At 71.2% G+C, this 25,931-nt stretch carries 19 protein-coding genes; 12 read left to right on the plus strand and 7 right to left on the minus strand.

Going from position 1 to position 25,931, the window contains the following annotated elements:
* Positions 1-345: 345 nt before the first annotated feature.
* Positions 346-1,029 carry a hypothetical protein gene (locus Vgi01_RS00005; protein WP_102660992.1) on the minus strand — a complete coding sequence of 228 codons (684 nt, stop codon included), beginning with the start codon at positions 1,027-1,029 and terminating at the stop codon, positions 346-348.
* 71 nt (positions 1,030-1,100) lie between these two features.
* On the opposite strand from Vgi01_RS00005, the gene Vgi01_RS00010 reads away from it, so the two are divergent.
* From Vgi01_RS00010 to Vgi01_RS00020, 3 genes are all read left to right on the plus strand, one after another.
* Positions 1,101-3,719 carry a valine--tRNA ligase gene (locus Vgi01_RS00010; RefSeq protein WP_204289763.1) on the plus strand — a complete coding sequence of 873 codons (2,619 nt, stop codon included), beginning with the start codon at positions 1,101-1,103 and terminating at the stop codon, positions 3,717-3,719.
* Positions 3,720-3,892: 173 nt separating this feature from the next.
* Positions 3,893-5,164: a bifunctional folylpolyglutamate synthase/dihydrofolate synthase gene (locus Vgi01_RS00015; protein WP_239088736.1), complete on the plus strand. Its 1,272-nt coding sequence runs from the start codon at positions 3,893-3,895 to the stop codon at positions 5,162-5,164.
* Entirely contained in the window at positions 5,161-5,526 is a 366-nt protein-coding gene (locus tag Vgi01_RS00020; RefSeq protein ID WP_102660990.1) for a DUF4233 domain-containing protein, read from the plus strand. Before Vgi01_RS00015 ends, Vgi01_RS00020 begins: the two co-directional genes overlap by 4 nt.
* Positions 5,527-5,533: 7 nt before the next feature.
* Here Vgi01_RS00020 and Vgi01_RS00025 read toward each other — a convergent pair whose 3' ends face one another.
* The gene (locus Vgi01_RS00025; RefSeq protein ID WP_204289764.1) at positions 5,534-6,985 is read right to left on the minus strand and encodes a VOC family protein; all 1,452 of its coding nucleotides are present in this window, start codon (positions 6,983-6,985) and stop codon (positions 5,534-5,536) included.
* 143 nt (positions 6,986-7,128) lie between these two features.
* Here Vgi01_RS00025 and ndk point away from each other — a divergent pair, with 143 nt between their 5' ends.
* Positions 7,129-7,554 (plus strand): nucleoside-diphosphate kinase, encoded by a 426-nt coding sequence (gene ndk / locus Vgi01_RS00030; protein ID WP_102660988.1) that lies wholly within the window; start codon positions 7,129-7,131, stop codon positions 7,552-7,554.
* A gap of 27 nt (positions 7,555-7,581) precedes the next feature.
* Here the strand turns inward: ndk and sigJ are convergent, their stop codons facing one another.
* On the minus strand, positions 7,582-8,508 hold the full coding sequence (gene sigJ / locus Vgi01_RS00035) for an RNA polymerase sigma factor SigJ (protein WP_239088732.1): 927 nt from the start codon (positions 8,506-8,508) through the stop codon (positions 7,582-7,584).
* On the minus strand, positions 8,457-8,888 hold the full coding sequence (locus Vgi01_RS00040; RefSeq protein WP_199180372.1) for a carboxymuconolactone decarboxylase family protein: 432 nt from the start codon (positions 8,886-8,888) through the stop codon (positions 8,457-8,459). Before Vgi01_RS00040 ends, sigJ begins: the two co-directional genes overlap by 52 nt.
* A 509-nt stretch (positions 8,889-9,397) precedes the next feature.
* Between Vgi01_RS00040 and ileS the strand changes: the two genes are divergently transcribed.
* Both ileS and Vgi01_RS00050 read left to right on the plus strand, forming a co-directional pair.
* Entirely contained in the window at positions 9,398-12,574 is a 3,177-nt protein-coding gene (gene ileS, locus Vgi01_RS00045; RefSeq protein WP_204289765.1) for an isoleucine--tRNA ligase, read from the plus strand.
* 227 nt (positions 12,575-12,801) lie between these two features.
* A complete protein-coding gene (locus Vgi01_RS00050; protein WP_102659216.1) occupies positions 12,802-13,503 on the plus strand; it encodes a lysophospholipid acyltransferase family protein in 702 nt (233 codons plus the stop codon).
* Between the two features lie 10 nt (positions 13,504-13,513).
* Here the strand turns inward: Vgi01_RS00050 and Vgi01_RS00055 are convergent, their stop codons facing one another.
* Both Vgi01_RS00055 and Vgi01_RS30365 read right to left on the minus strand, forming a co-directional pair.
* Positions 13,514-14,986 carry a cryptochrome/photolyase family protein gene (locus Vgi01_RS00055; RefSeq protein WP_204289766.1) on the minus strand — a complete coding sequence of 491 codons (1,473 nt, stop codon included), beginning with the start codon at positions 14,984-14,986 and terminating at the stop codon, positions 13,514-13,516.
* Positions 14,987-15,037: 51 nt separating this feature from the next.
* Positions 15,038-16,576, minus strand: a complete 1,539-nt coding sequence (locus tag Vgi01_RS30365) for a hypothetical protein (RefSeq protein WP_275409836.1) — start codon at positions 16,574-16,576, stop codon at positions 15,038-15,040.
* A gap of 173 nt (positions 16,577-16,749) precedes the next feature.
* Here Vgi01_RS30365 and Vgi01_RS00065 point away from each other — a divergent pair, with 173 nt between their 5' ends.
* The 6 genes from Vgi01_RS00065 to obgE all read left to right on the plus strand — a co-directional run bounded on the left by Vgi01_RS00065 (position 16,750) and on the right by obgE (position 25,205).
* On the plus strand, positions 16,750-18,735 hold the full coding sequence (locus Vgi01_RS00065) for a TIGR03960 family B12-binding radical SAM protein (protein ID WP_102659214.1): 1,986 nt from the start codon (positions 16,750-16,752) through the stop codon (positions 18,733-18,735).
* Between the two features lie 74 nt (positions 18,736-18,809).
* On the plus strand, positions 18,810-19,544 hold the full coding sequence (locus Vgi01_RS00070) for a TIGR03936 family radical SAM-associated protein (RefSeq protein WP_275409837.1): 735 nt from the start codon (positions 18,810-18,812) through the stop codon (positions 19,542-19,544).
* Positions 19,545-19,675: 131 nt separating this feature from the next.
* On the plus strand, positions 19,676-22,774 hold the full coding sequence (locus Vgi01_RS00075) for an Rne/Rng family ribonuclease (RefSeq protein WP_204289767.1): 3,099 nt from the start codon (positions 19,676-19,678) through the stop codon (positions 22,772-22,774).
* 275 nt (positions 22,775-23,049) lie between these two features.
* Complete coding sequence (gene rplU, locus Vgi01_RS00080; RefSeq protein WP_013735422.1) at positions 23,050-23,364, plus strand: 50S ribosomal protein L21; 315 nt, start codon at positions 23,050-23,052, stop codon at positions 23,362-23,364.
* Between the two features lie 11 nt (positions 23,365-23,375).
* A complete protein-coding gene (gene rpmA, locus Vgi01_RS00085; RefSeq protein WP_013735421.1) occupies positions 23,376-23,630 on the plus strand; it encodes a 50S ribosomal protein L27 in 255 nt (84 codons plus the stop codon).
* A 90-nt stretch (positions 23,631-23,720) separates the two neighbouring features.
* Positions 23,721-25,205, plus strand: coding sequence for a GTPase ObgE (gene obgE / locus Vgi01_RS00090; RefSeq protein WP_204289768.1), 1,485 nt, complete (start codon positions 23,721-23,723; stop codon positions 25,203-25,205).
* A gap of 24 nt (positions 25,206-25,229) precedes the next feature.
* On the opposite strand, the gene Vgi01_RS00095 is transcribed toward obgE, so the two are convergent.
* Positions 25,230-25,706, minus strand: coding sequence for a DUF4383 domain-containing protein (locus Vgi01_RS00095; protein ID WP_102659210.1), 477 nt, complete (start codon positions 25,704-25,706; stop codon positions 25,230-25,232).
* Positions 25,707-25,931 lie beyond the last annotated feature (225 nt).

Raw genomic sequence — 25,931 nt, forward strand, 5'->3', positions numbered from 1 at the left:
TGTTGGGGTGGCCCTCAAACGTGTCTAGCCCTAGGAGAGCTACTGCTGATTCGGGGTTGGGAACGGCTCTGCGGGCGCGATACGGTGCCGGCTCTCCGCCCGTAACAGCTCGCGCCGGGTCATGACCTCACGCAATTGTCACGGCCGGCTGGCTAGTCATCCTCCGGGCACCTTTGCTCTGCTTCAACCGACGCAACAGCCAGCGGCGAGAGCCAGTGCGTGGGTTGAAGCAGAGCAAAGGGCTACTCAACGACAGAGACCGCCGGCGACAGAGGACGCTGTCGCCGGAGGACGCTGGCGAGGGAGGGCGTTGGCGAGACTGGCGCGAGAGGACCGGGTGGAGGGTCAGTCGCGGGTCTGTACGGTTTCCCGGATTTCGCGGAGGAGCCCGGCTGCGTCGTCGACGGGGCGGAAGGGGAACATGGCGATGGCCACGCTGCCGTGGTCGGCCCAGCCGCAGACTGCGAAGTCGCCACCCTCGCCGCTTGTGGTTCCGCATTTCATCACGCCGCCCAGTCGGCCCGGAGTGATGTCGCGCAGGCCGGTCACCGCACCCGTCTCGTCGGACATCAGGCTGAAGAGGCTCTCCAAGTCTCGCTCGGGCTGCCAGAGCAGGGTGGTGCCGCCGAAGAACAGGACCGACTGGCGTGCGTCGGCTGGGTCCTGGTAGACGGCACCGAAGCTGGTGTCGAGCTGGATGTCGGCGGCGAGGCCGCTGCGCAGGTAGTCGGCGGTGCTCACGGCCCGTTCGCTGTCGTCCCGGGTGAGCCCTGCGATCGTGTCCGGCGTGGCGATCACTGTGTCCTTCTGTTGCATGATCCGCCAGCCCCAGGCGCCGAACGCACCCACACCCGTCAGTGCCAGCACGGCCAGGAGCGTGATCGCGATGCGGCGCCGGCGGCCACGGACCGTGGTGCGTTCCGGCCCGTCCTGCGGGTCGCGGTTGCTCAGCTCGATCGGCTCGTCGGTGAGGTCAAGCGGCGGAGCCCCCTCATCCAGCTGGCGCGCGGTGCGATGTGCGTCCGACATAGCCGCCACCGTACGCGAAAGCACCGGTGGTGGACGTCGGGTCTGCGGAAGCCCTCCGTAGACTTTCTTAGGTGACCGAGAACCTGGATACCCGACGCCCCGACGCCCCGACCCTCGCCGGCCAGTACCAGCCCGGCGAGGTAGAGCAGCGACGGTACGAGCAGTGGGTAGCCGACGGTCGGTTCCGGGCGTCGGCACACAGTGACAAGCCACCGTTCACCATCGTGATCCCCCCGCCCAACGTCACCGGATCGCTGCACATGGGCCACGCGCTCGACCACACGGTGCAGGACGCCCTGGTGCGGCGTAAGCGGATGCAGGGGTTCGAGGCGCTCTGGCTGCCGGGCATGGACCACGCCGGCATCGCCACCCAGAACGTGGTCGAGCGGCAGCTGGCCGCGCAGGGGTTGTCCCGCCACGACCTGGGTCGGGAGAAGTTCGTCGAGCGGGTGTGGCAGTGGAAGGCGGAGTCCGGCGGCTCGATCCTCGGCCAGATGCGTCGCCTCGGCGACTCGGTCGACTGGGACCGGGAGCGCTTCACCATGGACGAGGGCCTGTCGCGGGCCGTACTGACGATGTTCAAGAAGCTGTACGACGACGGCCTGATCTACCGGGCGAACCGGATCATCAACTGGTGTCCGCGCTGCCTGACGGCCCTGTCCGACATCGAGGTGGAGCACTCCGACGACGACGGTGAGCTGGTCTCGATCCGCTACAGCGACGACGTGGTGGTGGCCACCACCCGGGCCGAGACCATGCTCGGCGACACTGCTGTGGCGGTGCACCCGGACGATGAGCGGTACCGGCACCTGATCGGCACCGAGGTCGAGTTGCCGCTGACCGGCCGTCGGATCCCGATCGTCGGTGACGCGCACGTCGACCCGGCCTTCGGCACCGGCATGGTGAAGGTGACCCCGGCGCACGACCCGAACGACTTCGAGATCGGGCAGCGACACGACCTGCCCGCGTTGACGATCATGGACGAGCGGGGTGTGATCACCGCACCCGGCCCGTTCGAAGGGCTGGACCGGTTCGAGGCCCGCCCGGCGATCGTCGCGGCGCTGCGCGCCGAAGGGCGCATCGTGGCGGAGAAGCGGCCGTACGTGCACGCTGTCGGGCACTGCTCGCGGTGCCGGACCACCGTCGAGCCGCGGCTGTCGTTGCAGTGGTTCGTCAACACCTCTCCGTTGGCCAAGGCGGCCGGTGACGCGGTGCGCGACGGCCGGGTGGCGATCGAGCCGGCGGATCTGGCCAAGCGCTACTTCGCCTGGGTCGACAACATGCACGACTGGTGCATCTCCCGCCAGCTGTGGTGGGGCCACCGCATCCCGGTCTGGTACGGCCCGAACGGCGAGGTGGTCTGCGTCGGCCCCGACGAGCAGCCGCCGACCGGCGAGGGCTGGCACCAGGACGAGGACGTGCTGGACACCTGGTTCTCCAGCGGGCTGTGGCCGTTCTCCACCCTCGGCTGGCCCGAGCAGACCGCCGAACTGGCGAAGTTCTACCCGACCAGCGTGCTGGTCACCGGGTACGACATCCTGTTCTTCTGGGTCGCCCGGATGATGATGTTCGGCCTGTACGCGATGGACGGCAAGCAGCCCTTCGACGTGATCGCCCTGCACGGCATGGTCCGCGACGAGCACGGCAAGAAGATGTCCAAGTCCTTCGGCAACGTGGTCGACCCGCTGGACTGGATCGACCGGTACGGGGCCGACGCGACCCGGTTCACCCTGGCCCGGGGCGCCAACCCCGGCGGTGACGTGCCGGTCAGCGAGGACTGGTGCCAGGGGTCGCGCAACTTCTGCAACAAGCTGTGGAACGCGACCCGCTTCGCGCTGCTCAACGGTGCGCACACCGCGGGGCCGCTGCCGGGCGCGGCCGAGTTGTCGACCGTCGACCGGTGGATCCTGTCCCGGCTGGCGCAGGTCACCGCCGAGGTGGACGAGCAGTTCGAGGCGTACGAGTTCGCCAAGGTCTGTGACCTGCTCTACCACTTCGCCTGGGACGACGTCTGCGACTGGTACGTGGAGTTGAGCAAGCCGGTGCTGGCCGCCGGTGGTGCTGCCGCCGACACCAGTCGCCGGGTCCTCGGGCACGTGCTGGACCAGTTGCTGCGGCTGCTGCACCCGGTGATCCCGTTCGTCACCGAGGAACTGTGGACCGCGCTGACCGGTGGCGAGACGGTGATGACGGCCGCCTGGCCGGTTGCCGACCGGGCCCGGATCGACACCGGCGCCGAGGCGGAGATCGCCACCCTGCAACGGGTGGTCACCGAGGTCCGGCGGTTCCGCTCCGACCAGGGGCTGCGTCCGACCCAGCGGGTCGCCGCCCGGCTCGACGGGCTGGCCGGTGCCGGTGTCGCGGCGCACGAGCCGCTGATCCGCTCCCTGGCCCGGCTCGACGCGGCCGGTGACGACTTCCAGGCCAGCGCGACGCTGGCCATGCCGGGGGAGGTCAGCGTCGCGCTGGACACCCGGGGGTCGATCGACATCGCCGCCGAACGCGCCCGGCTGACCAAGGACCGCGCGGCGGCCGAGAAGGAGGCCGGGCAGGCGCGGGCGAAGCTGGACAACCCGGCGTTCGTCGGTAAGGCACCGGAACACGTGGTTGCCAAGATCCGCGACCGGCTCGCCGCCGCCGAGGCCGACCTCACCCGCATCGACGCCGCTCTGGAGGCGCTGCCCTCGTGACCGACAGCAACGAACACGACGACCGCAGCGGTGCGGGCCGACCGGCGGACGCCGGCCGGCCCGGCCGCGCCGATGAGCGCACCAACCCGGAACGCGCCGGTCGGGGCAAGTCCGCCGAGCGGGCCGCCTTCGCCGAGATCGAGGCGGAACTGGCCGGGCGCGGCTTCACCCGGATGGTCTTCGAGCTGGACCGCATCTCGGACCTGCTCGACCTGCTGGGCAGCCCGCAGCGGGCGTACCCGTCGATCCACCTGACCGGCACCAACGGCAAGACCTCCACGGCTCGGATGATCGACTCGTTGTTGCGGGCGTTCGGGCTGCACACCGGGCGGTACACCAGCCCGCACCTGGAGACCGTGCGGGAGCGGATCAGCCTGGACGGCGAGCCGGTGGACGAGGCCCGCTTCACCGCCGTGTACCAGGAGGTCAAGCCGCTCGCCGAGCTGGTCGACGACCGCTCTGCCGAGCCGCTCACCTACTTCGACATGACCACCGCGCTGGCGTTCGCCACGTTCGCCGACGCACCTGTCGACGTGGCGGTGGTCGAGGTGGGGCTGGGCGGTGCCGAGGACGCCACCAACGTGATCCAGGCCGGGGTGTGCGTACTGACCCCGATCGGGCTGGACCACACCGAGTGGCTCGGTGACACGTTGCAGGACATCGCGGTCGCGAAGTCCGGCATCATCCACCCGGGCGCGACGGTCATCGCCGCCGCCCAGGAGGAGGAAGCCGCGCGGCCGATCCTGCAACGCTGCGCCGAGGTCGGTGCCACCATCGCCCGCGAGGGCTCGGAGTTCGGCGTACTGCGCCGGGCGGTGGCGGTCGGCGGGCAGGTGCTCACGTTGCAGGGCCTCGGCGGGGTGTACGAGGAGGTGTTCCTCCCGCTGCACGGCGCCCACCAGGCGCAGAACGCGGCGGTGGCGCTCGCCGCCGTGGAGGCGTTCCTCGGTGCCGGTGCCCGGCGTCAGCTCGACCTGGAGACGGTCCGGGAGGGGTTCGCCACCGCCAGTTCCCCGGGTCGGCTGGAGCGGGTGCGTAACGCCCCGACGATCCTGCTCGACGGCGCGCACAACCCGCAGGGCATGGCGGCCACGGTCACCGCCCTGCAGGAGGAGTTCGCCTTCAGCAAGCTGGTCGCCGTGGTGGGCACCCTTGCCGACAAGGACGCGGCGAGCATGCTGGAGCTGTTGGAGCCGGTCGTCGATCAGGTGGTGGTGACCCGCAACAGTTCGCCACGCGCATTGCCGGCCACGGAGTTGGCCGCGCTCGCCGCCGAGGTGTTCGGGCCTGACCGGGTCGAGGTGGCCGAGGCGATGCCGGACGCGATCGAGGCGGCGGTGGCGCTGGCCGAGGAGGACGTACCGGGCGAACTGGCCGGGGTCGGCGTGATCGTCACCGGTTCGGTGGTGACGGTGGCCGACGCGCGCCGGTTGTTGAAGCGATGAGCGGACCGGACGGCCCGCAGCAGCGGCGCTCGGGGCTGCGTGACCCGCAGCGGGCGGTACGCGGTCTCGGTGCCGGCACCCTGGCCCTGGAGGCGCTGGTGTTGCTGCTGGCCATCCAACCGATCCGGTTGGTCGGCGGTGACCTGAGCGCTGCCGCGATCGGAGCGGTGGTGGCGCTGGCCGTGGCCGCCGCCATGCTGGCCGGTCTGATGGGCCGGCCGTGGGCGTGGAACGCCGGCACCGTGTTGCAGGGGCTGCTGCTGCTCTCCGGGCTACTGCACTGGTCCCTGCTCGTACTGGGTGTGATGTTCGCGTTGGTGTGGGCGTACGCCTGGCATGTCCGTCGGGTGATCCTCGGCTGAGCCGTGCTCAGGCGTCGGCGCGCTCCCGCCACTGGGTGAGGGCGATGCCGTGACCGTCCGGGTCACGGAACGCGGCCGCCCACACCTCCAGCCGGTTGCCCCGGTTGACGATCCTCGGGGCGTAGGTGAACCGGACACCGGAGTCGCGTAGCTGTTCGTACGCCCCCTGGATGTCGTCGACATCGAGGTTGACGTGCACAAGTCGGCGGCTGACCGGCTGGGCGCCGGACACCTCGCGCAGCACCAGTCGGGTGGCCCCGGAGGCGAGTACGGCGTTGCCGGCGCCCCGGTCGACCTCGGTGAAGCCGAGCCGCCCCTGGTAGAACGCCAGGGAGCGGGCAAGGTCGGTGACCAGCAGGGTGATGCCGACACCACTGATCGGCGCGGCCGGGTCCACGGTGCCCACGTCGACGGCCTCCGGGTCGTACCCGAAGATCGCCTCGTCCAGCTTGCGGGCCTCGACGGCCTCGTCGACCGCGGCCTGGCTGTCCACGGTGGTCTGGCTGTCCACGGCGACCGGTGCCGGGTCGCTCGCCGTCGACGGCCCTGACGTGAGGTCGCTCGCGGTCGTCGGTCGTGGCTCCGGGTCATCCAACGGGAGGTCGAGCGGGTCGAGCGGGTCGGGTGAGCGGGGGGCCGGGTCGGTCGGCCGGGCCGCGCTCGGCTGGGCCCCGCTCGGCTGGGCGTCGACCAGAGCTTCCGCGGGCGCGGTGGCGGCGGCGAACCGTTCCTCGGCCGGCGTACGCGGTGCCGGCGTGGCCCGGCGGGGCAGCGGATGGTCGTTCGACTGTTCCACCACCGTCCCCTCCAGCACGACCGGCCCGCCCGGACGTTGACGGACCCGTACCGGCTCCCGTGGCTCGACCGGCTCGACGGGATCGTCACCGCCGGGACCAGCCAGCGGATCGCTCAGCGGGAAGTCGTCCTCCGGTGCCCGACCGGCCCACGGTGGGGCCTCCTGCCCGATGAGGACCTCGTCCGGCGGTACCGGGGTGGCGTACTCGGGAGGCGGGTCGGTGGGGTCGGTCTCGGTGTGGGTGGGCACCTCGTCCCAGAGCACCCGGACGTGTCGTGGGTCGTCCAGGGCCACCCGGATCGGCAGGCTCTGGCCGAGCGACGGCCACTTCGAGACCGGCACCCGAGGCTCGATGATCTTCTTCGACCGAGGCGGTAGGCCCGGGGCGTCGATCACCAGTTGGAGTTCGCAGCGCCCGAAGGCGTACTGGGTGGGTGGCTCCGAGGCGCTGTGCACGTGTCCGGCACCCACGACCCAGGTGCGCCCGCCGGCGCGGACCGTGGCCAGCGCGATCGCCAGGGCCAGCACGGCGACGCCCAGCGCCACGATGGCCCAGCTGGTCATGCCCAGGCCGAAAAGGATGACGAAGGTCGCCACGGCACCGAGCACCGTAGCGACCAACTTGCGTACCGGTGCGATGGGTCGGTTCCCGCCGTTCGCCACAGTGGACCTCCCGGGTGGTCAGGGTCAGGCTAGGCCGGATCGGGGATCGGGGGAAGCACCGACCACCGCGCCGGCGCCGGGACCGGGTCGCTAGGCTGACCGTACCCAGCCCGACCGGCTTCCGCTCTGAGGAGGAACCCAGCGTGTCCAGCAGCAGCCCGGACGAGCGTACGCTCGTACTGATCAAGCCCGATGCGGTCCGCCGTGGATTGGTCGGCGAGATCATCTCCCGCTTCGAGCGCAAGGGGCTGCGGATCGACGCCATGGTGTCCCGGACGATGGACGCCGCGCTGGCCGACGAGCACTACGCCGAGCACGTGGACAAGGCGTTCTACCCGCCGCTGAAGACCTTCATGACCGGTGGCCCGCTGGTCGCCCTGGTGCTCTCCGGTGACCAGGTCATCGACGTGGTGCGTGGCCTGATCGGGGCCACCGACGGGCGTAAGGCCGCCGCCGGCACCATCCGGGGTGACCTGTCGCTGTCCAACCGGGAGAACCTGGTGCACGCCTCCGACTCGGCCGACAGCGCCAAGCGTGAGATCGCACTCTGGTTCCCCGAGCTGAGCTGACGCCTGGTCCTCGACCGGGTGGCCGGTTCACGCCACCCAGGTCAGCTTGTCCGGGTTCGCCATCAGAAAGACGTCGGTGATCCGACCGTCGGCGGTGGCGAGGGTGAGGGCGTACCGGTGGCCGGCTGCGCTGACCACGACGGCGGCCGGCTGGCCGTTGAGTTCCGTGCGGTGCACGGTGAGCGGCCAGCCCTTGTCGCGGATGCCCAGCAGGAAGCGGGTGACCCGGTCGATGCCGGTCACCGGGTTGCGGGCCGACCGCACCCGGCCGCCGCCGTCGCTCCACGCGGTCGCCTCGGCGGCCACCAGGTCGGTCAGCGCGGCCAGGTCGCCGTCGTCGACGGCGGCGATGAAGGCGTCCAGCAGCCGCTGCTGCTCCGCCCGGTCGACGGTGAAGCGGCGCTGGTCGCGGCCGATCCGCACGCCGGCCCGATGATGCAGTTGCCGGCAGTCCTCGACCGAGCGGTCCAGTAGCTCGGCGATCTCGGCGTACGGCAGCTCGAAGGCGGTGTGCAGCACGTAGACCGCGCGCTCCGGCGGGGTGAGGCGTTCCAGCAGGTGCAGCAGCGCCGTGGAGAGCGAATCGCGCGACTCGGCGCGTTCCAGCGGGCCGAACGGCGACGGCGCGGTGGGCGCCGGCTCCGGCAGCCACATCCCGACGTACGCCTCCCGGGCCGTCTGCCGGGCGCGGAGCCGGTCGATGGCCAGATGGGTCACCACCCGGGACAGGTAGCGGCGCGGCTCGGCCACGCCGGCCCGGTCGACCCGCATCCAGCGCAGGTACGCCTCCTGGAGGACGTCCTCGGCGTCGTGCCGGCTGCCGAGCAGCCGGTAGGCCAGACCGAGCAGCATCGGCCGGTGCGCTTCGAGCGCACCGGCCGCCTCCACCGCGTCGATCAGGCTCAGACCTCGGTCGGCAGGTCCGTGCGGAAGGTCACCGCGATCCGGTTCCACACGTTGATTGTGGCGATCGCCAGCACCAGGTCGGCGAGGGCCCTCTCCGGCCAGACCTTCGCGGCGGCCTCCCAGACGTCGTCGGGTACCCCGTGCTCGCCGAGGCGGGTGACCGCGTCGGTGAGCGCCAGCGCGGTCCGCTCCCGTTCGTCGAAGAAGGGCGCTTCACGCCACGCCGCCACCGCGAACAGCCGCCGATGCGACTCCCCGGCGTCCATCGCGTCCCGGCTGTGCATGTCGACGCAGTACGCGCAGCCGTTCAGCATCGACGCGCGCAGTTTCACCAGCTCCAGCACGGTGTGATCCACGTTGGCCCGGACGTACTTCTCCAACCCCAGCACACTCTGGTACGCCTCCGGCGCCACCTCGGCCACGTTCATCCGCTGCACGACAACCTCCTGACAGTGCCTCCAACACCCCCACGACGCCCCACCCCACCCCCGCCGTGACACCCCGCCCCTGTGACCCCCACCACCCCCGCACCCGCCCCCTGCCTCCCTCGCGCCGTCGATCTTGCACTTTGTGTCGGTGCATATCCATGCAGAAGCCGCGTAAGGGCGACCAGAAGTGCAAGATCGCGGAAGAGAGGGGGTGGGGGAGGGGTGGGGGAGGTTATGGGGGTGAGGGGGGTGGGTGGGGCGGGTAGGATGGGGGGACTGGCGACGATCCGGCCATCACCGGGGAGCCTCCGGAAGAAAGGGCCTCGTGCCCGAGTAGAACCGGACGGGTTCGGCCCGTTACAGCCGGCCTAACGAGCGGGCGGTTGATCCTGACCGTCAAGCGGGGTGGTACCGCGGGCCTGGCCCGGGGCGCTGGTGACGGCGTACCGGTGACGGGCTCGTCCTCGCAAGACCCACACACAGTGAGTGTCAGCGAGGAGCGACAGGCGATGGCCTATCCGTTGCACGACCCGACCGCCGCCGGTGTCCCGGCGAGCCCGGACCTGCCCGCGGTCGAGCGCCGGGTGCTGGAGCACTGGACGGCCGACAAGACCTTCGAAGCCAGCGTCGAGCAGCGGCCCGCCTCCGGCCGGCAGTCGGAGACCGGCGCCGGCGGCGGAGACGCCGACAACGAGTACGTCTTCTACGACGGCCCGCCGTTCGCCAACGGGCTGCCGCACTACGGGCACCTGTTCACCGGGTACGTCAAGGACGTGGTGCCGCGCTACCAGACCATGCGCGGTCGGCGGGTGGAGCGCCGTTTCGGCTGGGACTGCCACGGCCTGCCCGCCGAAGTGGTGGCGGAGAAGCAGCTCGGCATCACCAGCAAGGCGGAGATCCTCGACCTGGGCGTGGCCCGGTTCAACGAGGCGTGCCGCACCTCGGTGCTGGAGTTCACCCAGGACTGGGAGCGGTACGTCACCCGGCAGGCCCGCTGGGTCGACTTCGCCAACGACTACAAGACCCTCGACCTGGACTACATGGAAAGCGTCATGTGGGCCTTCAAGACCCTGCACGACAAGGGTCTGGTCTACGAGGGCTTCCGGGTGCTGGCGTACTGCTGGCGGTGCGAGACCCCGCTGTCGAACACCGAGACCCGGATGGACGACGTCTACCGGGACCGGCACGACCCGACGCTGACGGTGTGGTTCGAGCTGACCGCCGACGAGTCCGCGCCGGAACTGGTCCGTGGCCCGGTCAAGCTGGGGGTGTGGACCACCACGCCGTGGACCCTGCCGTCGAACCTGGCCCTGGCCGTCGGCCCGGACATCGAGTACGCCGTGCTGGAACGCGACGGCGAGCGGTACGTGGTGGGTGCCGGGCGGGTGGCCGCGTACGCCAAGGAACTCGAGGGGTACGAGCAGGTCGGCACGGTGCGTGGCGCGGACCTGGTGGGGCGGCGCTACACCCCGCTGTTCGACTTCCTGGTCGAGCAGGCCGGTGAGAACGCGTACCAGGTGCTCGGGGCGGAGTTCGTGACCACCGAGGACGGTACCGGGATCGTGCACCTGGCCCCGGCCTTCGGTGAGGACGACCAGAACGTCTGCAACGCCGCCGGCATCCCCACCATCGTCACGGTGGACGACCACACCCGGTTCACCTCGCTGGTCCCGCCGTATCAGGGCGAGCAGGTCTTCGACGTCAACAAGCCGGTGATCCGGGAACTGAAGGACCGGGGGGTGGTGCTCAAGCAGGACACCTACACCCACTCGTACCCGCACTGCTGGCGCTGCGACACCCCGCTGGTCTACAAGGCGGTGTCGTCGTGGTTCGTCGCGGTGACCAAGTTCAAGGACCGGATGGTCGAGCTGAACCAGCAGATCAACTGGACGCCCGGCCACATCAAGGACGGCTCGTTCGGCAAGTGGCTGGCCAACGCCCGGGACTGGTCGATCAGCCGGAACCGGTTCTGGGGCTCGCCGATCCCGGTGTGGCGCTCGGACGACCCGAACTACCCCCGCATCGACGTGTACGGCTCGCTTGCCGACATCGAACGGGACTTCGGCGTACGCCTGACCGACCTGCACCGGCCGGCGGTGGACGACCTGGTTCGTCCCAACCCGGACGACCCGACCGGCAAGTCGATGATGCGTCGGGTGCCGGAGGTGCTGGACTGCTGGTTCGAGTCCGGTTCGATGCCGTTCGCCCAGGTGCACTACCCGTTCGAGAACCGTGACTGGTTCGAGCACCACTACCCGGGCGACTTCATCGTCGAGTACATCGGGCAGACCCGTGGCTGGTTCTACACCATGCACGTGCTGGCCACCGCGCTGTTCGACAGGCCGGCGTTCCGCAACTGCCTGAGCCACGGCATCCTGCTCGGCTCGGACGGACGCAAGATGTCCAAGAGCCTGCGCAACTACCCGGACGTGTACCACGTCTTCGACTCGTACGGGTCTGACGCGATGCGTTGGATGCTGATGTCCTCGCCGGTGCTGCGTGGCGGGGACATGCCGGTCACCGAGTCGGGCATCCGGGACGCCGTCCGACAGGTGCTGCTGCCGCTGTGGAACGTCTGGTACTTCTTCTCGCTCTACGCCAACGCCGACGGCTACACCGCCCGGCGTCGGACGGACAGCACCCACCTGCTCGACCGGTACGTGCTGGCCAAGACGAACGAGCTGGTGGCGACGGTCGGCGCGCAGATGGACGCGTACGACATCTCCGGCGCCTGCGGCACCGTGCGGTCCTACCTGGACGCGCTTACCAACTGGTACGTGCGCCGCTCCCGGGACCGGTTCTGGTCCGGCGACGCCGACGCGTTCGACACGCTGTCGACGGTGCTGGAGACCCTGTGCCGGGTGGTGGCGCCGCTGGCGCCGCTGACCGCGGAGGAGATCTGGCGCGGGTTGACCGGTGAGCGGTCGGTGCACCTGACCGACTGGCCGGTCGCCGACGAGTTCCCGGCCGACCACGAGCTGGTGGCCGCGATGGACAACGTCCGGGCGGTCGCCTCGGCGGCGCTGTCGCTGCGCAAGGCGAAGGGTCTGCGGGTGCGGCTGCCGCTGTCCACGCTGACCGTGGCCAGCCCGGTCGCCGAGCAGTTGCGTCCCTTCGCCGACCTGGTGGCCGACGAGGTGAACGTCAAGCAGGTCGTCTTCACCGGCGACGTGTCGGCGTACTGCCAGCAGGTGCTGACCGTGGTGCCCCGGGCGCTCGGGCCGCGGGTCGGCAAGCAGGTCCAGCAGGTGATCAAGGCGGTCAAGGCGGGGGAGTGGGAACTGGTCGACGGCGACCCGGTCGCCGCCGGGGTCACCCTCGCCGAGGGTGAGTACGAGCTGCGCCTTATCGCGGCCGACGCCGAGCACTCGGCACCGCTGCCCGGCGGTGAGGGGGTGGTGGTGCTGGACACCACTGTCACCCCGGAACTGGCCGCCGAAGGGCTGGCCCGCGACGTGGTCCGGGTGGTGCAGCAGGCCCGGCGCGACGCCGACCTGGACATCTCCGACCGGATCGTGGCGACCGTCGACGCTTCGGCGCAGGTACGGGAGGCGGTGTCGGCGTACGCCGACTTCGTGGCCCGGGAGGTGCTGGCCGAGCGGGTCGACTTCGCCGATGGAATCGACGGGTTCGCCGGCGAGGCCGGTGAGGGCGAGCGGGTCACCGTCTCGGTCCGCCGCGTCTGACGACTGAGCGGGCGCGGTCGGCCGCGTGTGACGGAACAGGCGGGCGTGGTCGCCGCGCCTGACGGATGAGCAGGGGCCCTTGTCAATGCCCTCGGGCAGCAGCGGGGCCCCTGTCACCATCCGTAGTCCAGCCAGCGGATCCGCGCCACCTCGCGCATCACGACGTGCGTCGGTCCGCTACGGTGTCAGCGCCCCACTGCGTACATCACCCCATCGTCGGAGGACCAGTGCCGCTGCTCTACACCATCGGCAAGCTCACCGTGGCACCCACGCTGCGGGTGGCGTTCCGACCGACCGTGGAGGGTCTGGAGCACGTACCGGAGACCGGTGGGGCGATCTTCGCCGGTAACCACCTGTCGGTGGCCGACGAGTTGTTCCTCGGCACGGTCGTCCCCCGGCACCTCGCCTTCTGGGCCAAATCCGAGTACTTCAAGGGCACCACCCTCAAGGGGCGCTTCTCGAAGTTCGTCCTCACCGGCCTCGGCGCGATCCCGGTGGAGCGGGCCGGTGGGCGGGCGGCGCTGTCCGCGTTCGACGCGGCCATCCCCGCGCTCAAGGGCGGTGACCTGGTGGTCGTCTATCCCGAGGGCACCCGTTCGCCGGACGGGCGGCTCTACCGGGGCCGCACCGGAGCGGTCCGTCTCGCCATCGCGGCCGGCGTGCCGATCATCCCGGTCGGCATGATCGGGACCGACAAGGTGCAGCCGATCGGCGCTCGGGTGCCGCGACCCTTCACCGGGAAGAAGATCACCGTCAAGTTCGGCAAACCGCTGGACTTCACCGGACGACCGGACGACCGGCTCTCGCTGCGGAAGATGACCGACGAGATGATGGCCGAGATCCAGAAGCTCACCGGTCAGGAGTACGTGCCGCGGTACGCCCCGCCGCGCGCCCAGCCGAAGACCACCGACGAGTCGAGCGCCGACTGACCGACGCCGGTCACGGCGCCTTCGAGGAGCGGCGTTTCTCCTGGTCGCGTACGGCGTCGAGGTCGCCGAGCCGGTTCATCTGCGCCATCGTGCGCGCCATCCGGGCGTTGGCCGGGATGCGGTCGCGGTTGCGATCGAGGAACGACCAGTAGCCGGCGGTGAACGGGCAGGCCCGCTCACCCAGGCGGACCTTCGGGTCGTACCGGCAGCCACCGCAGTAGTCGCTCATCCGGTTGATGTACGAGCCGCCGGCCACGTACGGCTTGGTGCTCATCCGCCCCAGGTCGGCGTACTGGCTCATGCCGACGACGTTGACGGTCATCACCCAGTCGTAGCCGTCGACGAAGCTGCGGCGGAAGAAGTCCACCACCTCGGCCGTTCGCCAGCCGCGCTGCAACGCGTAGTTGCCGAGCACCATGAGCCGGGGGATGTGGTGCACCCAGCCGTGGTCACGCAGATCGGCCAGCACATCCGACAGGCAGTGCGCCTGCACCGCGTCGGCATCCAGGTCACGGAACCAGCCCGGCATCGCCGCGCGGGCACCCAACGCGTTGCTCCGCTGGTAGCCGGGCTCGAAGTACCAGTACAGGTTCCAGACGAAGTCCCGCCAGCCGAGGATCTGCCGGATGAAGCCCTCCACGCTGGGCAGCGGCACCTTCTCCTTGCGGTACGCCTGCTCCGCGCCACGGATCGCCGCCATCGGGTCGAGCAGCCCGAGGTTGAACGAGGAGGAGAGCATGCTGTGCGCCAGCCACGGGTCACCGGCGAGCATGGCGTCCTCGTACGGGCCGAAGTGGGGTAGCCGGTGCTTGAGGAAGTGCCGCAGCCGTGCCTGAGCCTCGCGGGTGGTGGCCGGGAATCGTCGCGGACCGTCCCGCCCGACGAAACGGATGCCCTCCCGTTCCCAGCGGTCCAGATCCTCCCGCACCTCGGCGTCGATGTCGTCCTCGCGGGGCATCGGCGGAGGCGGTACGTCGAGCCGCTCGACACCCTTCGGCGGCGGCTGGCGGTTCTCGGTGTCGAAGCTCCACCGCCCGCCGACCGGCTCGGCACCGTCGACGAGCACCCGATGGTGTTCCCGGGCGAACCGGTAGAAGGTCTCCATCCGCAGCGCGCCGCGCCGAGCGTCCGCCCAGTCGGCGAACTCGTCCAGCCCGGTGACGAAGCCGCGGGGCGGCAGCACGGTCACCTGGTCCAGCCCACGGACGAAGTCCAGCGCGGCCCGGGACGTCGGGTGGCAGACCTCCAGCGGTTTGCGTACCCGCCGCAGTGCCTGCCGGTAGGTCTCGGCGCGTAGGAAGATCGCCTGGTCGCCCAGTTCGGCCGCCCGGTGGCGGAGGGCGGAGAGCACCAGGTGCGCCTTCTGCCGGTGGAAGGCCCGACGACGGAAGACCGCCTTCGACTCGATCAGCAGCACCGGTTGGCGGCGCTCGTCGAGGAAGTGTGGTCCGAGCTGGTCGGCGAACAGCCAACGCCGAGACATGACCCGATTGTCCCCCGAGCGGGCGCGGGCCGGGGTGGAAACCGGTTCAGGTCAGGCAGGCGTGATGATCTCTTCCCGCAGGGTGTCGAGCAGCCGGGCGCTGTCGTCCACCGAGAGGCCGGTGAACACCGCGGTGGTGAGGCTGCCGTGGTCGACGGAGGTGCAGACGACCACCCCGACGCCGTCGGAGTTGCCCACCGCGCAGCGCCCGTGCCGCCCCCGGACGCCGCTGTCCACCACCTCCGCCGCGCCGAGGGAGTACTCCTCGGTGAGGCGTTCGATCTCGGCGTCGGCGTCGGAGGAGGGGGTGAGTCGGAATCCGGTGCCACCGAACACCGTCACCCGCTTGCCGACGCTCGTGGTGTACACCCCGGCGAAGATGTTGTCGGAGAGCAGGTGCGCCTGGCGCGTCTGGGCTTCCAGTTTCCGGGCGGTCTGCGCGTTGCGCGGATCCTCCCGCAGGCGCAGATCCGCCACCTGCCTGGGTAGCGCCGCATCTGCCGGGTACTGGGTGGCCATCGGCATGCCGTAGTAGGCCGGGCAGCCGCAGCAGCACGCCAGGGTCAGCAGCAGCACCCAGGGCCAGCGGCGTCGTTTGCGGGCCCGGACGTTCCCGGGGGGCGGTTGCCAGCCGGGCGGCGGCGCGGCCGGTGGCAGCTTCTTCGCCTTTCGCCCTCGGGCGGGCGGTGGTGGTGGCCCGACCGGGGCCGGCGGTCGGGCGGCGGGACGCGCGGACGGCGCGGGCGCCTGGTGAGCCGGTGGCGGCGAATAGCCTGCCTGCGGATACGCCGGAGGTGCCGGTGGCATCGGGGGAGCCAGCGGGGGGAAGTTGGCGGGCGGTGGCTGGTGGGCCGGTGGTCCGGAGTACGGCGTGGTCGGCGGTGGCGCCGGGTAGGACAGTGTCGGCGGCAGCGCCGGGAAGTCGGCCGAGTGCAGTTCCCATCCGCTGGTGTCGACCCCCGCCCACGGGTCGACCGGGGTCTGGTGCTCCGGCTGGTGGGCCGCGGCGGCCGGTGGCGGCGGGGTCGGCTCGGCCGACTCGCCCCAACTGGGGCGGCGCGGCGCTGCCGGCGGTACGGCGGCCGACCCGCTCCAGCGCGGCGCGGGCTCCTCGTCCGGCAGCGGTTGCGGCATGAGGCGGGTGCCCTGCGGACCGACAGCCGTCGGCGGAGTGCCGGCGGACTGCGCGTCGCCCGGGTCGATGGCGGTGGGGTGCGCGTCGCCCGGGTCGATTGCGGTGCGCTGCGCGTCACCGGAGCCGCTGGCGGCCTGCCCGGGGCTGCGCGGCTCGTCGTCGGGTTGTCCCGGTGCGGTGGCGGTCGGTGCCGTGGCATCGGCGTCTGCCGGCGGGGCTGCCGTGGGGTCGCTACCGACGGGGTTGTCCTCCCGCGTCGGCTGGTCCGCGTCACGCGGTGGGCGGGTGGGGTCGGGCGCGTCGGCAGGCAGCACCTGGGTGCCGTCAGGGCCGGTGGGGGCCCCGAGGACCACCGGGGTGGGCTGTTCCTGGGTGACCGCGGGCTCCCCGTCGCGGTGTGCGTCCGGCCGGTTCCCGTCGACCGGCCGGTCGGTACCCGGCTGCGGCTCCGGCATCGCGGCAATCTCCTCTCACGCCGACCCGAGGTTAGTACCGTCGTGCCAGCGTGTCCGAATCAGGCCGCGTCCGGTCCCGGTGGTCGGCCGCTTGAGGGGGACCGGTGGCCCGGCGTGCCGGGGGGACAGGTGTGGCGCGGCCGTCGACGGGCGGGCGCGTACCCTTGGGCATCATGAGCGTCCCGTCCACCACACCGCGCCCCGTCGCGGCCAATTCCGTGTGGCCCCGGCTGGAGCCGCTGCTGCCCCAGGTGACCAAGCCCATCCAGTACGTCGGTGGCGAGCTGGGTGCAGTGGTCAAGGACTGGGACTCGGCGACCGTACGTTGGGCGCTGATGTACCCGGACGCGTACGAGGTCGGCCTGCCCAACCAGGGCGTGCAGATCCTCTACGAGGTGCTCAACGAACTGCCCGACACCCTCGCCGAGCGGACCTACGCGGTCTGGCCGGACCTGGAGAAGCTGATGCGCGCCCATGGCGTGCCGCAGTTCACCGTCGACGCGCACCGGCCGGTGCGCGACTTCGACCTGTTCGGCGTGTCGTTCGCCACCGAGCTGGGGTATACGAACCTGCTCGCCGCGATCGACCTGGCCGGCATCCCGCTGCTCGCGGCGGACCGGACCGACGCCGACCCGGTGATCGTGGCCGGCGGGCACGCCGCGTTCAACCCGGAGCCCATCGCCGACTTCGTCGACGCCGCGGTGCTGGGCGACGGCGAGGAGGCGGTCCTGGAGATCACCGCGATTCTCCGGGACTGGAAGGCCGAGGGGTGCCCGGGTGGCCGCGACGAGCTGCTGCTGCGGCTGGCGCGTACCGAGAGCGTCTACGTGCCGCGTTTCTACGACGTGGACTACCTGCCCGACGGCCGGATCCAGCGGGTCGTGCCGAACCGGGCGGACGTGCCGTTCCGGGTGCACAAGCGCACGACGATGGACCTGGACGCCTGGCCGTACCCGAAGAAGCCTCTGGTACCGCTGGCCGAGACGGTGCACGAGCGGTACGCGGTGGAGATCTTCCGGGGTTGCACCCGGGGTTGCCGGTTCTGCCAGGCCGGCATGATCACCCGACCGGTACGCGAGCGGTCCATCACCACCGTCGGGCAGATGGTGCAGCAGGGGCTGGAGTTCTCCGGCTTCCACGAGGTGGGGCTGCTGTCGCTCTCCTCGGCCGACCACTCCGAGATCGGCGACATGTGCTCCGGCCTGGCCGAGCAGTACAAGGGCACGAACGTGTCGCTGTCGCTGCCCTCGACCCGGGTGGACGCGTTCAACATCGAGTTGGCCCAGGAGCTGTCCCGCAACGGGCGGCGGACCGGTCTGACCTTCGCCCCGGAGGGCGGGTCGGAGCGGATCCGCAAGGTCATCAACAAGATGGTCTCCAAGGACGACCTGATCCGTACGGTGGTCACCGCGTACACCAACGGCTGGCGGCAGGTGAAGCTCTACTTCATGTGCGGCCTGCCCACCGAGACGGACTCCGACGTCCTGGAGATCGCCGACATGGCCCACGAGGTCATTCGGGCCGGCCGGGCCGCCACCGGTTCCAAGGACATCCGCTGCACGGTCTCCATCGGCGGGTTCGTGCCGAAGCCGCACACCCCTTTCCAGTGGGCGGCGATGGAACGGCCGGAGGTCATCGACGGCCGACTCAAGCTGCTCAAGCAGGCGATCAACGCGGACCGCTCGCTGGGCCGCGCGATCGGTTTCCGCTACCACGACGGTGAGCCGTCGCTGATCGAGGGCCTGCTGTCCCGGGGCGATCGCCGGGTCGGCGCGGTGATCCGCAAGGTCTGGGAGAACGGCGGCCGGTTCGACGGCTGGAGCGAGCACTTCTCGTACCAGCGCTGGGTGGAGGCCGCCGCCGAGGTGCTGCCGACCTTCGGCGTGGACCTCGACTGGTACACCACCCGTGAGCGTGACGAGCTGGAGGTCCTGCCCTGGGACCACCTGGACTCGGGCCTGGACAAGGACTGGCTCTGGCAGGACTGGCAGGACGCGCTCAGCGAGTACGAGCAGGACGACTGCCGGTGGACACCGTGTTTCGACTGCGGCGTCTGCCCGACCATGGACACCGAGATCCAGATCGGCCCCACCGGCCGGAAGCTGCTCCCGTTGACCCCGGTCAACGGACTGAAGCTGCCCACCGGCGCCCAGCAGTGATCTGATCGGGTCTCTCAACGAGGAGCATGAAGATCAGTAAGAGACCACAGCCCGAAGGTGGCCAGGCGCCGGTCGTGCAGCGTGTGCGGATCCGGTACGCCAAACGCGGCCCGTTGCGGTTCACCTCGCACCGGGACTTCGCCCGGGCGTTCGAGCGTGCGTTGCGCCGCGCCGGCGTGCCGATGGCCTTCTCGCAGGGCTTCACCCCGCACCCCAAGATCTCGTACGCCAGTGCGGCGCCGACCGGGGTGGCGAGCGAGGCCGAGTACCTGGAGATCGGCCTGCGTGAACCGGTCGATCCCGACGCGCTGCGTCTGGCGCTGGACGCCGCGCTCTCGCCCGGCATCGACGTGCTCGACGCCGTGGTGGCCACCGGCAGCGGGTTGGCCGACCGGATCGAGGCGTCCCAGTGGCGCGTCGAGTTGCCGCAGGTCGATCCGGAGGTGCTCGCCAAGGCCGTGGCCGCGTTCAGCGCCGCCGAGGAGGTCCAGGTCGAGCGGATGACCAAACAGGGCCGGCGCACCTTCGACGCGCGGGCCGCAGTCATCTCCATCGATGTGGACGTTGCATCGGCGACGCCTTCCGAGGCATCAGCCGTACCGTGTGCGATACTCGAACTGGTTGTACGGCAGGTCACCCCGTCCGTACGACCCGATGACGTCCTTTCCGGCCTCCGCGTGGTGGCCGGCCTGGAGCCGCCGGTGGCCCCGAAGGTGATCCGGCTGGCTCAGGGCACGCTGACCGCGCAGGGTGCGATCGTGGATCCGCTGGACGCGGACCGCGACGGGGCAACCATCGGCGGACGCTGACCGACGGTTGGCGTCCAGGCAGGCAGACTTCGCCGGTCGCGCACGCCGTGCGCCCGGGGAAACACCTTTTGCGGCATCCCTGCGTGGCAGCGCTCACCCGCGCCCGGGGAAGCCAGAACTGGAGAACGTCCATGCTCGAGAACGAGCCCGAGGGCGGCGAACAGACCGGTGCGAACCCGGCCGCCGAGCCCACCACCGTCGACGCGGCGAGCGGGGCCGGCGGCACCGCTGCGCCGCAGGAGACCACTGCCCCCGGAGCGGGTGGCACCACGTCACAGGACGCCACCGACACGGTGAGCGGTACGGCCGACCTGGCCGGCGTGCCCACCGGCGAGACACCGCCCCGGCGGCGGACCACCCGGCGGCGCGCCACCCCGGTCAGCCAGCCCGAGCAGACCGACGCCCCGGTGGACGCGCAGAACACGCCGGCCGTGGGCAGTGCGGAAGCCCCGCAGGCAGAGGTCTTCGCCCCGGTCTCCGGTGACCTCGACGCCGCACCCAAGACCACGCGGCGACGCCGCAAGGCCACCACCGCGGCGAAGAGCACCGAGGAGCCCCTGGCCGCTGCCGAGGTCGAGGCGACCGCCGGTGACGTCGTACCGCCGGTCAAGGTGACCCGTACCCGGCGGCGGAAGGCCACGCCCGCGGCGGTCGAGCCGGCCGTCGAGACCCCGGCCGAGGTGCCGAGCGCCGAAGAGCCGGAGACCGCGGCCGAACCCGCCGCCGGAACCGACTTCGGAGCCGCAGCCGTCCCGGCCGAGAGCGCTGCCCCCGCACCTGACGAGTCCACCGAAGAGATCGAGCCGACGGCGGAGACGCCGACCGCGGGCGCGGCGGCAGAGCCGGCACCGGGCGCGGTGCCGCCACCGGTGACGCAGGTGCCACCGGCGCCGGAGGCGGTCGCGGAGCCGGAGCCTCGGTCGCGCCGCCGACGGGCCGCGCTCACCGCCCCGACGGTGCTGTTCATGGCCCCCGAGGAGATCACCGCGGCCCGTATCGCCGCCGCCGCGCTGGAGGCCGAGGAGGAGGTCGCCGAGGAACCGGCCGAACCCTCCCGCCGCCGGCGGCGCAGCCGGCGCGAGACCGAGCCGGTCGTGACGGTCGAGGCCGACGAGGAACCCGCCGTCGAGGAGGCCGAGGAGGCCGCCGAGGAGGACGAGGACGAGGAGTCCGCCAGCGCCCGACGTCGCCGTCGGCGTGGTCGTCGGGGCCGGGGACGCGGCAAGGGTGGCGCGGAAGAGGCCGAGGACGGCGAGGCCGAGGAGGCCACCGCGACCGAGGACGGCGAGGCGGGGGAGACCGAAGCCGAGGCCGAGGCCGAGACCGACGAGAACGGCGACGACACCGAAGGCGACGGGTTGACCCGTCGGCGTCGTCGGCGTCGTCGGCGCGGTGCCGGTGACACCGAGGGCGCCGCCGATGACGGCGTGCCGACCGTGGTGAAGATCCGGGAGCCCCGTCGTACGGTCGACGAGGTGCAGGGCGTCTCCGGCTCGACCCGGCTGGAGGCCAAGCGGCAGCGCCGTCGGGACGGTCGTGAGCAGCGCCGTACGCGCCCGCCGATCCTCAGCGAGTCCGAGTTCCTGGCCCGCCGGGAAGCCGTCGACCGGGTGATGGCGGTACGCCAGCGCGGTGACCGCACCCAGATCGCGGTGCTCGAGGACGGCGTGCTGGTCGAGCACTACGTCACCCGCAGTTCCACCGGCACCATGGCCGGCAACGTCTACCTCGGCAAGGTGCAGAACGTGCTGCCCAGCATGGAGGCGGCGTTCGTCGACATCGGTCGCGGTCGCAACGCGGTGCTGTACGCCGGAGAGGTCAACTGGGACACCAGCGGCCTGGAGGGTCGGGCCCGCTCGATCGAGCAGGCCCTCAAGTCCGGCGACTCGGTGCTGGTGCAGGTCACCAAGGACCCGATCGGACACAAGGGCGCCCGGCTGACCAGCCACGTCGCGCTCTCGGGTCGGCACCTGGTGTACGTGCCCGGCGGCAACGCCTCCGGGATCAGCCGCAAGCTGCCCGACACCGAGCGCAAGCGCCTGCGTGACGTGCTGAAGAAGTTGGTGCCCGACGGCGCCGGGGTGATCGTCCGGACCGCGGCCGAGGGGGCCAGCGAGGACGAGTTGGCCCGCGACGTCAAGCGGCTCCAGGCGCAGTGGGAGGACATCCAGGCCAAGGCCGCCGAGGGCGGCGCGCCGGTGCTGCTCTACGAGGAGCCGGACCTGGTCATCCGGGTGGTCCGGGACCTGTTCAACGAGGACTTCCGCGAGCTGGTGATCGAGGGTGACCAGTCGTACGACATGGTCGAGTCGTACCTGTCGCACGTCTCGCCGGACCTGCTCGCCCGGCTGCGCCGGCACGTGGGCACCACTGACGTCTTCGCCGAGTACCGCATCGACGAGCAGATCCTCAAGGGGCTCGACCGTAAGGTCTTCCTGCCCTCCGGCGGCCACCTGGTCATCGACCGGACCGAGGCGATGACCGTGGTCGACGTCAACACCGGCAAGTACACAGGTGCCGGCGGCAACCTGGAGGAGACGGTCACCCGCAACAACCTGGAGGCGGCCGAGGAGATCGTCCGTCAGCTGCGGCTGCGCGACATCGGCGGCATCGTGGTGATCGACTTCATCGACATGGTGCTGGAGTCGAACCGGGAACTGGTGTTGCGCCGGTTGACCGAGTGCCTGGGCCGGGACCGTACCAAGCACCAGGTCACCGAGATCACCTCGCTGGGCCTCGTGCAGATGACCCGTAAGCGGATCGGCGCCGGTCTGCTGGAGGCGTTCAGCGAGACCTGCGAGTGCTGCAAGGGCCGAGGCCTGGTGATCCACACCGAGCCGGTGCCGGAGAAGCCCCGCTCCGGTGGCGCGGAGAAGGTCAAGGCGGTCGCCTCGGCCGCTGCGCCGACGACGGCGGAGCAGCCGACCGCCTCGTCCCGGCGTCGGGCTCGCAAGAGCGCTGCGGCCGAGCGGGCCGTGGTGGAGGTCGCCGAGGTCGACGACACGAGCAGCGCCGACGCCGACTACCACGACACCATGGGCTACGACCTGTCGCGCTACGAGGCGGAGACCCCGGCCACGCCGGACGTCGCCGACAGTCAGCAGGGTGAGTCGGCTCGGCTGGCCGCACCGGACGACCCGGATGCGCTCGCCGAGGACGACGAGGACGACAGCGGCTCCGGTCGCCGGCGCTCCCGCCGGGCCGGTGCTCGGCGCCGTACCCGGCCCTGACCTGAGCATGCTCGTGGTGGCCCCTCCCTGCGGTGACGTCCGCGAGGAGGGGCTGCTGCGTGCTCCCCGCCGGGCCGTGCCCGGCGTGGGGCGGGGGCGGTTTGGGGCGCAGGGCAGGCATGGCGTACGCTTGCCTGCGGCGCACCCTTGTGTGCCGAGTTCTCGCGTGCCCGCGCCGCCGTGCCTCTGCTACCCGGCGAGCCGCCGCGGGGACGACCGACCGGCAACGGTGGGTAAAGACGCTAGCAGCCTCAACGACAGGGAGTGCGCCTCCGATGTACGCGATCGTCAAGACCGGCGGCAAGCAGTACAAGGTCGCCGAAGGCGACGTGATCGAGGTCGAGAAGCTCGTCGGTGCTCCCGGCGACGCGGTGAAGCTCGCCGCGGTGCTCCTCGTCGACGGTGACGACCTGGTGACCGACGCGGCCAAGCTCGCGCAGGTCGAGGTGTCCGGCGAGATCGCCGCACACACCAAGGGCCCGAAGATCCGGATCCACAAGTTCAAGAACAAGACCGGCTACCACAAGCGCCAGGGTCACCGCCAGCCGCTGACCCAGGTCAAGGTGACCGGCATCTCCAGCGGGAAGTAGGTCGTCTCAAGATGGCTCACAAAAAGGGTGCGTCCAGCTCGCGTAACGGCCGGGACTCCGCGGCCCAGCGGCTCGGCGTGAAGCGCTTCGGTGGTCAGGTCGTCAGCGCGGGCGAGATCATCGTCCGGCAGCGTGGCACCAAGTTCCACCCCGGTGACCTGGTCGGCCGCGGCGGAGACGACACGCTCTTCGCGCTGGCCGCCGGTGCGGTCCAGTTCGGCAGCAAGCGCGGTCGCAAGACCGTCAGCATCGTGCCGCAGCAGTAACTCTCCGGCGTGAGCGGGCCGTGGACCTGATGTCCCGGCCCGCTTCGCCTTTTCAGATGCGGGGCTGCTCCCCGCTGGAAGGATTGCGGCGTGACGATGTTCGTTGACCGGGTCGTCCTGCACCTGCAGGCCGGCGACGGTGGGCACGGCTGTGTCTCGATCCACCGGGAGAAGTTCAAGCCGTTCGGCGGCCCCGACGGGGGTAACGGCGGGCACGGCGGCAGCGTCTCCCTGGTGGTCGACCCGCAGGTGCACACGCTGCTCGACTTCCACTTCCGCCCGCACATCAAGGCGCAGAACGGTCGCGGGGGTGCCGGTTCCAACCGGGACGGCGCCAACGGCGCGGACCTGGTGATCACAGTGCCCAACGGCACGGTCGTGCAGACCCTCGACGGCACCGTGCTCGCTGACATGGTGGGTGCCGGCACGACCTTCGAGGTGGCCCGGGGTGGTCGTGGCGGCCGGGGCAACGCCTCGTTGGCCAACGCCCGCCGGAAGGCCCCCGGCTTCGCCGAGCTGGGCGAGCCGGGTGAGCACTTGGACGTGGTGCTGGAACTCAAGAGCGTCGCCGACGTCGGTCTGGTGGGTTTCCCGTCGGCCGGTAAGTCGTCGCTGATCTCGGTGATCTCCGCAGCCAAGCCGAAGATCGCCGACTACCCGTTCACCACCCTGGTACCGAACCTCGGTGTGGTCCGGGTCGACAACCACACCTTCACCGTGGCCGACGTGCCCGGCCTGATCCCCGGTGCGGCCACCGGCAAGGGCCTGGGGCTGGAGTTCCTCCGGCACATCGAGCGGTGCGCCGTGCTGGTGCACGTCATCGACACCGCGACCCTGGAGCCGGGTCGGGACCCGTTGGCCGACATCGACACCATCGAGGCGGAACTCGCGGAGTACGGCGGTCTGGCCGACCGGCCCCGACTGGTCGCGTTGAACAAGATCGACGTGCCCGACGGGCGGGACCTGGCCGACATCGTCCGGCCCGACCTTGAAGCGCGCGGACTGCGGGTCTACGAGGTGTCCGCAGCCACCCGGGAAGGGCTCAAGGAGCTCACCTACGCGATGGCGGAGCTGGTGGAGCAGTCGCGCGCCGCGGCGCCGCCGACCGAGCCGACCCGGATCGTGCTCCGGCCGAAGGCGGTCGACGACGCCGGCTTCACCATCGAGGCGGAGCAGGACGGCTCGTACACCGTGCGGGGTGTCCGACCCGAGCGGTGGGTGCGCCAGACGAACTTCGACAACGACGAGGCGGTGGGCTACCTCGCCGACCGGCTGGCCCGACTCGGTGTCGAGGACCAGTTGGCCAGGGCGGGCGCCCAACCGGGCGACCTGGTCCGCATCGGTGAGCGGGAGTTCGACTGGCAGCCGACCCTCTACGCGGGTGCCGAGTTCACGCCCGGGAGCCGGGGACGTGACATCCGGCTGGAGGAGAAGTCGACCCGGGCGAGCGCGGCCGAACGGCTGGCGGCCCGCAAGGCTCGCCGGCAGCGGCCCGCCGACGAGGTGGAGGCGGCACCCGAGGGTACGGCGGCCACCGAGGGTACGGCGGCCATCGCGGCGGACGACGCCGAGTAGGCCGACGGCCGCCGCTGCGAAAGATCAGGGGCGGTCGAGGGGATCGTCGAGTCGACCGCCGGTGCCGACGTTGTTCGACAGCAGCAGGCCCAGGGCCAGCATGCCGAAACCGAGCCCGAGGTGCAGGAAGTCGTCCGCGCCGTTGACCGGGATGAAGTTGGCGCTGCTGTCGTCCTCGGTCGCCCACCCGTACAGCCACAGGGCCAGGTAGACGGCCCCGCCGGCGGTCAGGAAGATCCGCGCGCCGGCCAGCCGGCGGGCCAGCACCAGCCCGATCAGGCCGAAGCCGAGATGCAGCAGGTTGTGCAGGATCGAGACCTGGAACAGGCCGAGCAGCTTCGCGCCGGAGTGGTGCCCGGCGAAGGTCATGTCGCCGTACCCGGTGGTGATGCCGGGGATGAAGCCTGCCACGCCGAGGACCAGGAAGAGGGCTGCCACGGCCAGGGCGGCGAGTTGGACGCGGCTACGTCCGGGCCGACCGCGGCGTGCGTGATGCGCCATTGATGTCACCCCTGTGGATCTGGATACGCGCGCGGCCGAGGGGGCGGCGAGGCTGGGCACCGGCCTGGCGATCTCGCCGGCCCGTTGGTCCTCCATTGTCGTAAGCCCAGCGGTGCTCCCGCAGCGAAACGACCAATCAGACACGACCCGGCACCTGTCGACCGGAAGCGCCTGACGTGTCGTTTCGTCGACCGCTGTCCGGGTAGCGCTCGGAGTGGACGGTTC

This window comes from Micromonospora gifhornensis, assembly GCF_016863515.1.
In the GTDB taxonomy this organism is placed as follows: Bacteria; Actinomycetota; Actinomycetes; order Mycobacteriales; family Micromonosporaceae; genus Micromonospora; species Micromonospora gifhornensis.

What these genes read in the sequence shown, in the direction of transcription:
- Vgi01_RS30365 (WP_275409836.1), bottom strand. Translation starts at nt 16,576, where the DNA reads ATGCCGGAGCCGCAGCCGGGTACCGACCGGCCGGTCGACGGGAACCGG.
- rpmA (WP_013735421.1), top strand. Translation starts at nt 23,376, where the DNA reads ATGGCTCACAAAAAGGGTGCGTCCAGCTCGCGTAACGGCCGGGACTCC.
- Vgi01_RS00075 (WP_204289767.1), top strand. Translation starts at nt 19,676, where the DNA reads ATGCTCGAGAACGAGCCCGAGGGCGGCGAACAGACCGGTGCGAACCCG.
- Vgi01_RS00040 (WP_199180372.1), bottom strand. Translation starts at nt 8,888, where the DNA reads ATGAACGTGGCCGAGGTGGCGCCGGAGGCGTACCAGAGTGTGCTGGGG.
- Vgi01_RS00020 (WP_102660990.1), top strand. Translation starts at nt 5,161, where the DNA reads ATGAGCGGACCGGACGGCCCGCAGCAGCGGCGCTCGGGGCTGCGTGAC.
- Vgi01_RS00055 (WP_204289766.1), bottom strand. Translation starts at nt 14,986, where the DNA reads ATGTCTCGGCGTTGGCTGTTCGCCGACCAGCTCGGACCACACTTCCTC.
- Vgi01_RS00005 (WP_102660992.1), bottom strand. Translation starts at nt 1,029, where the DNA reads ATGTCGGACGCACATCGCACCGCGCGCCAGCTGGATGAGGGGGCTCCG.
- Vgi01_RS00015 (WP_239088736.1), top strand. Translation starts at nt 3,893, where the DNA reads ATGGTCTTCGAGCTGGACCGCATCTCGGACCTGCTCGACCTGCTGGGC.
- rplU (WP_013735422.1), top strand. Translation starts at nt 23,050, where the DNA reads ATGTACGCGATCGTCAAGACCGGCGGCAAGCAGTACAAGGTCGCCGAA.
- Vgi01_RS00095 (WP_102659210.1), bottom strand. Translation starts at nt 25,706, where the DNA reads ATGGCGCATCACGCACGCCGCGGTCGGCCCGGACGTAGCCGCGTCCAA.
- Vgi01_RS00065 (WP_102659214.1), top strand. Translation starts at nt 16,750, where the DNA reads ATGAGCGTCCCGTCCACCACACCGCGCCCCGTCGCGGCCAATTCCGTG.
- ileS (WP_204289765.1), top strand. Translation starts at nt 9,398, where the DNA reads ATGGCCTATCCGTTGCACGACCCGACCGCCGCCGGTGTCCCGGCGAGC.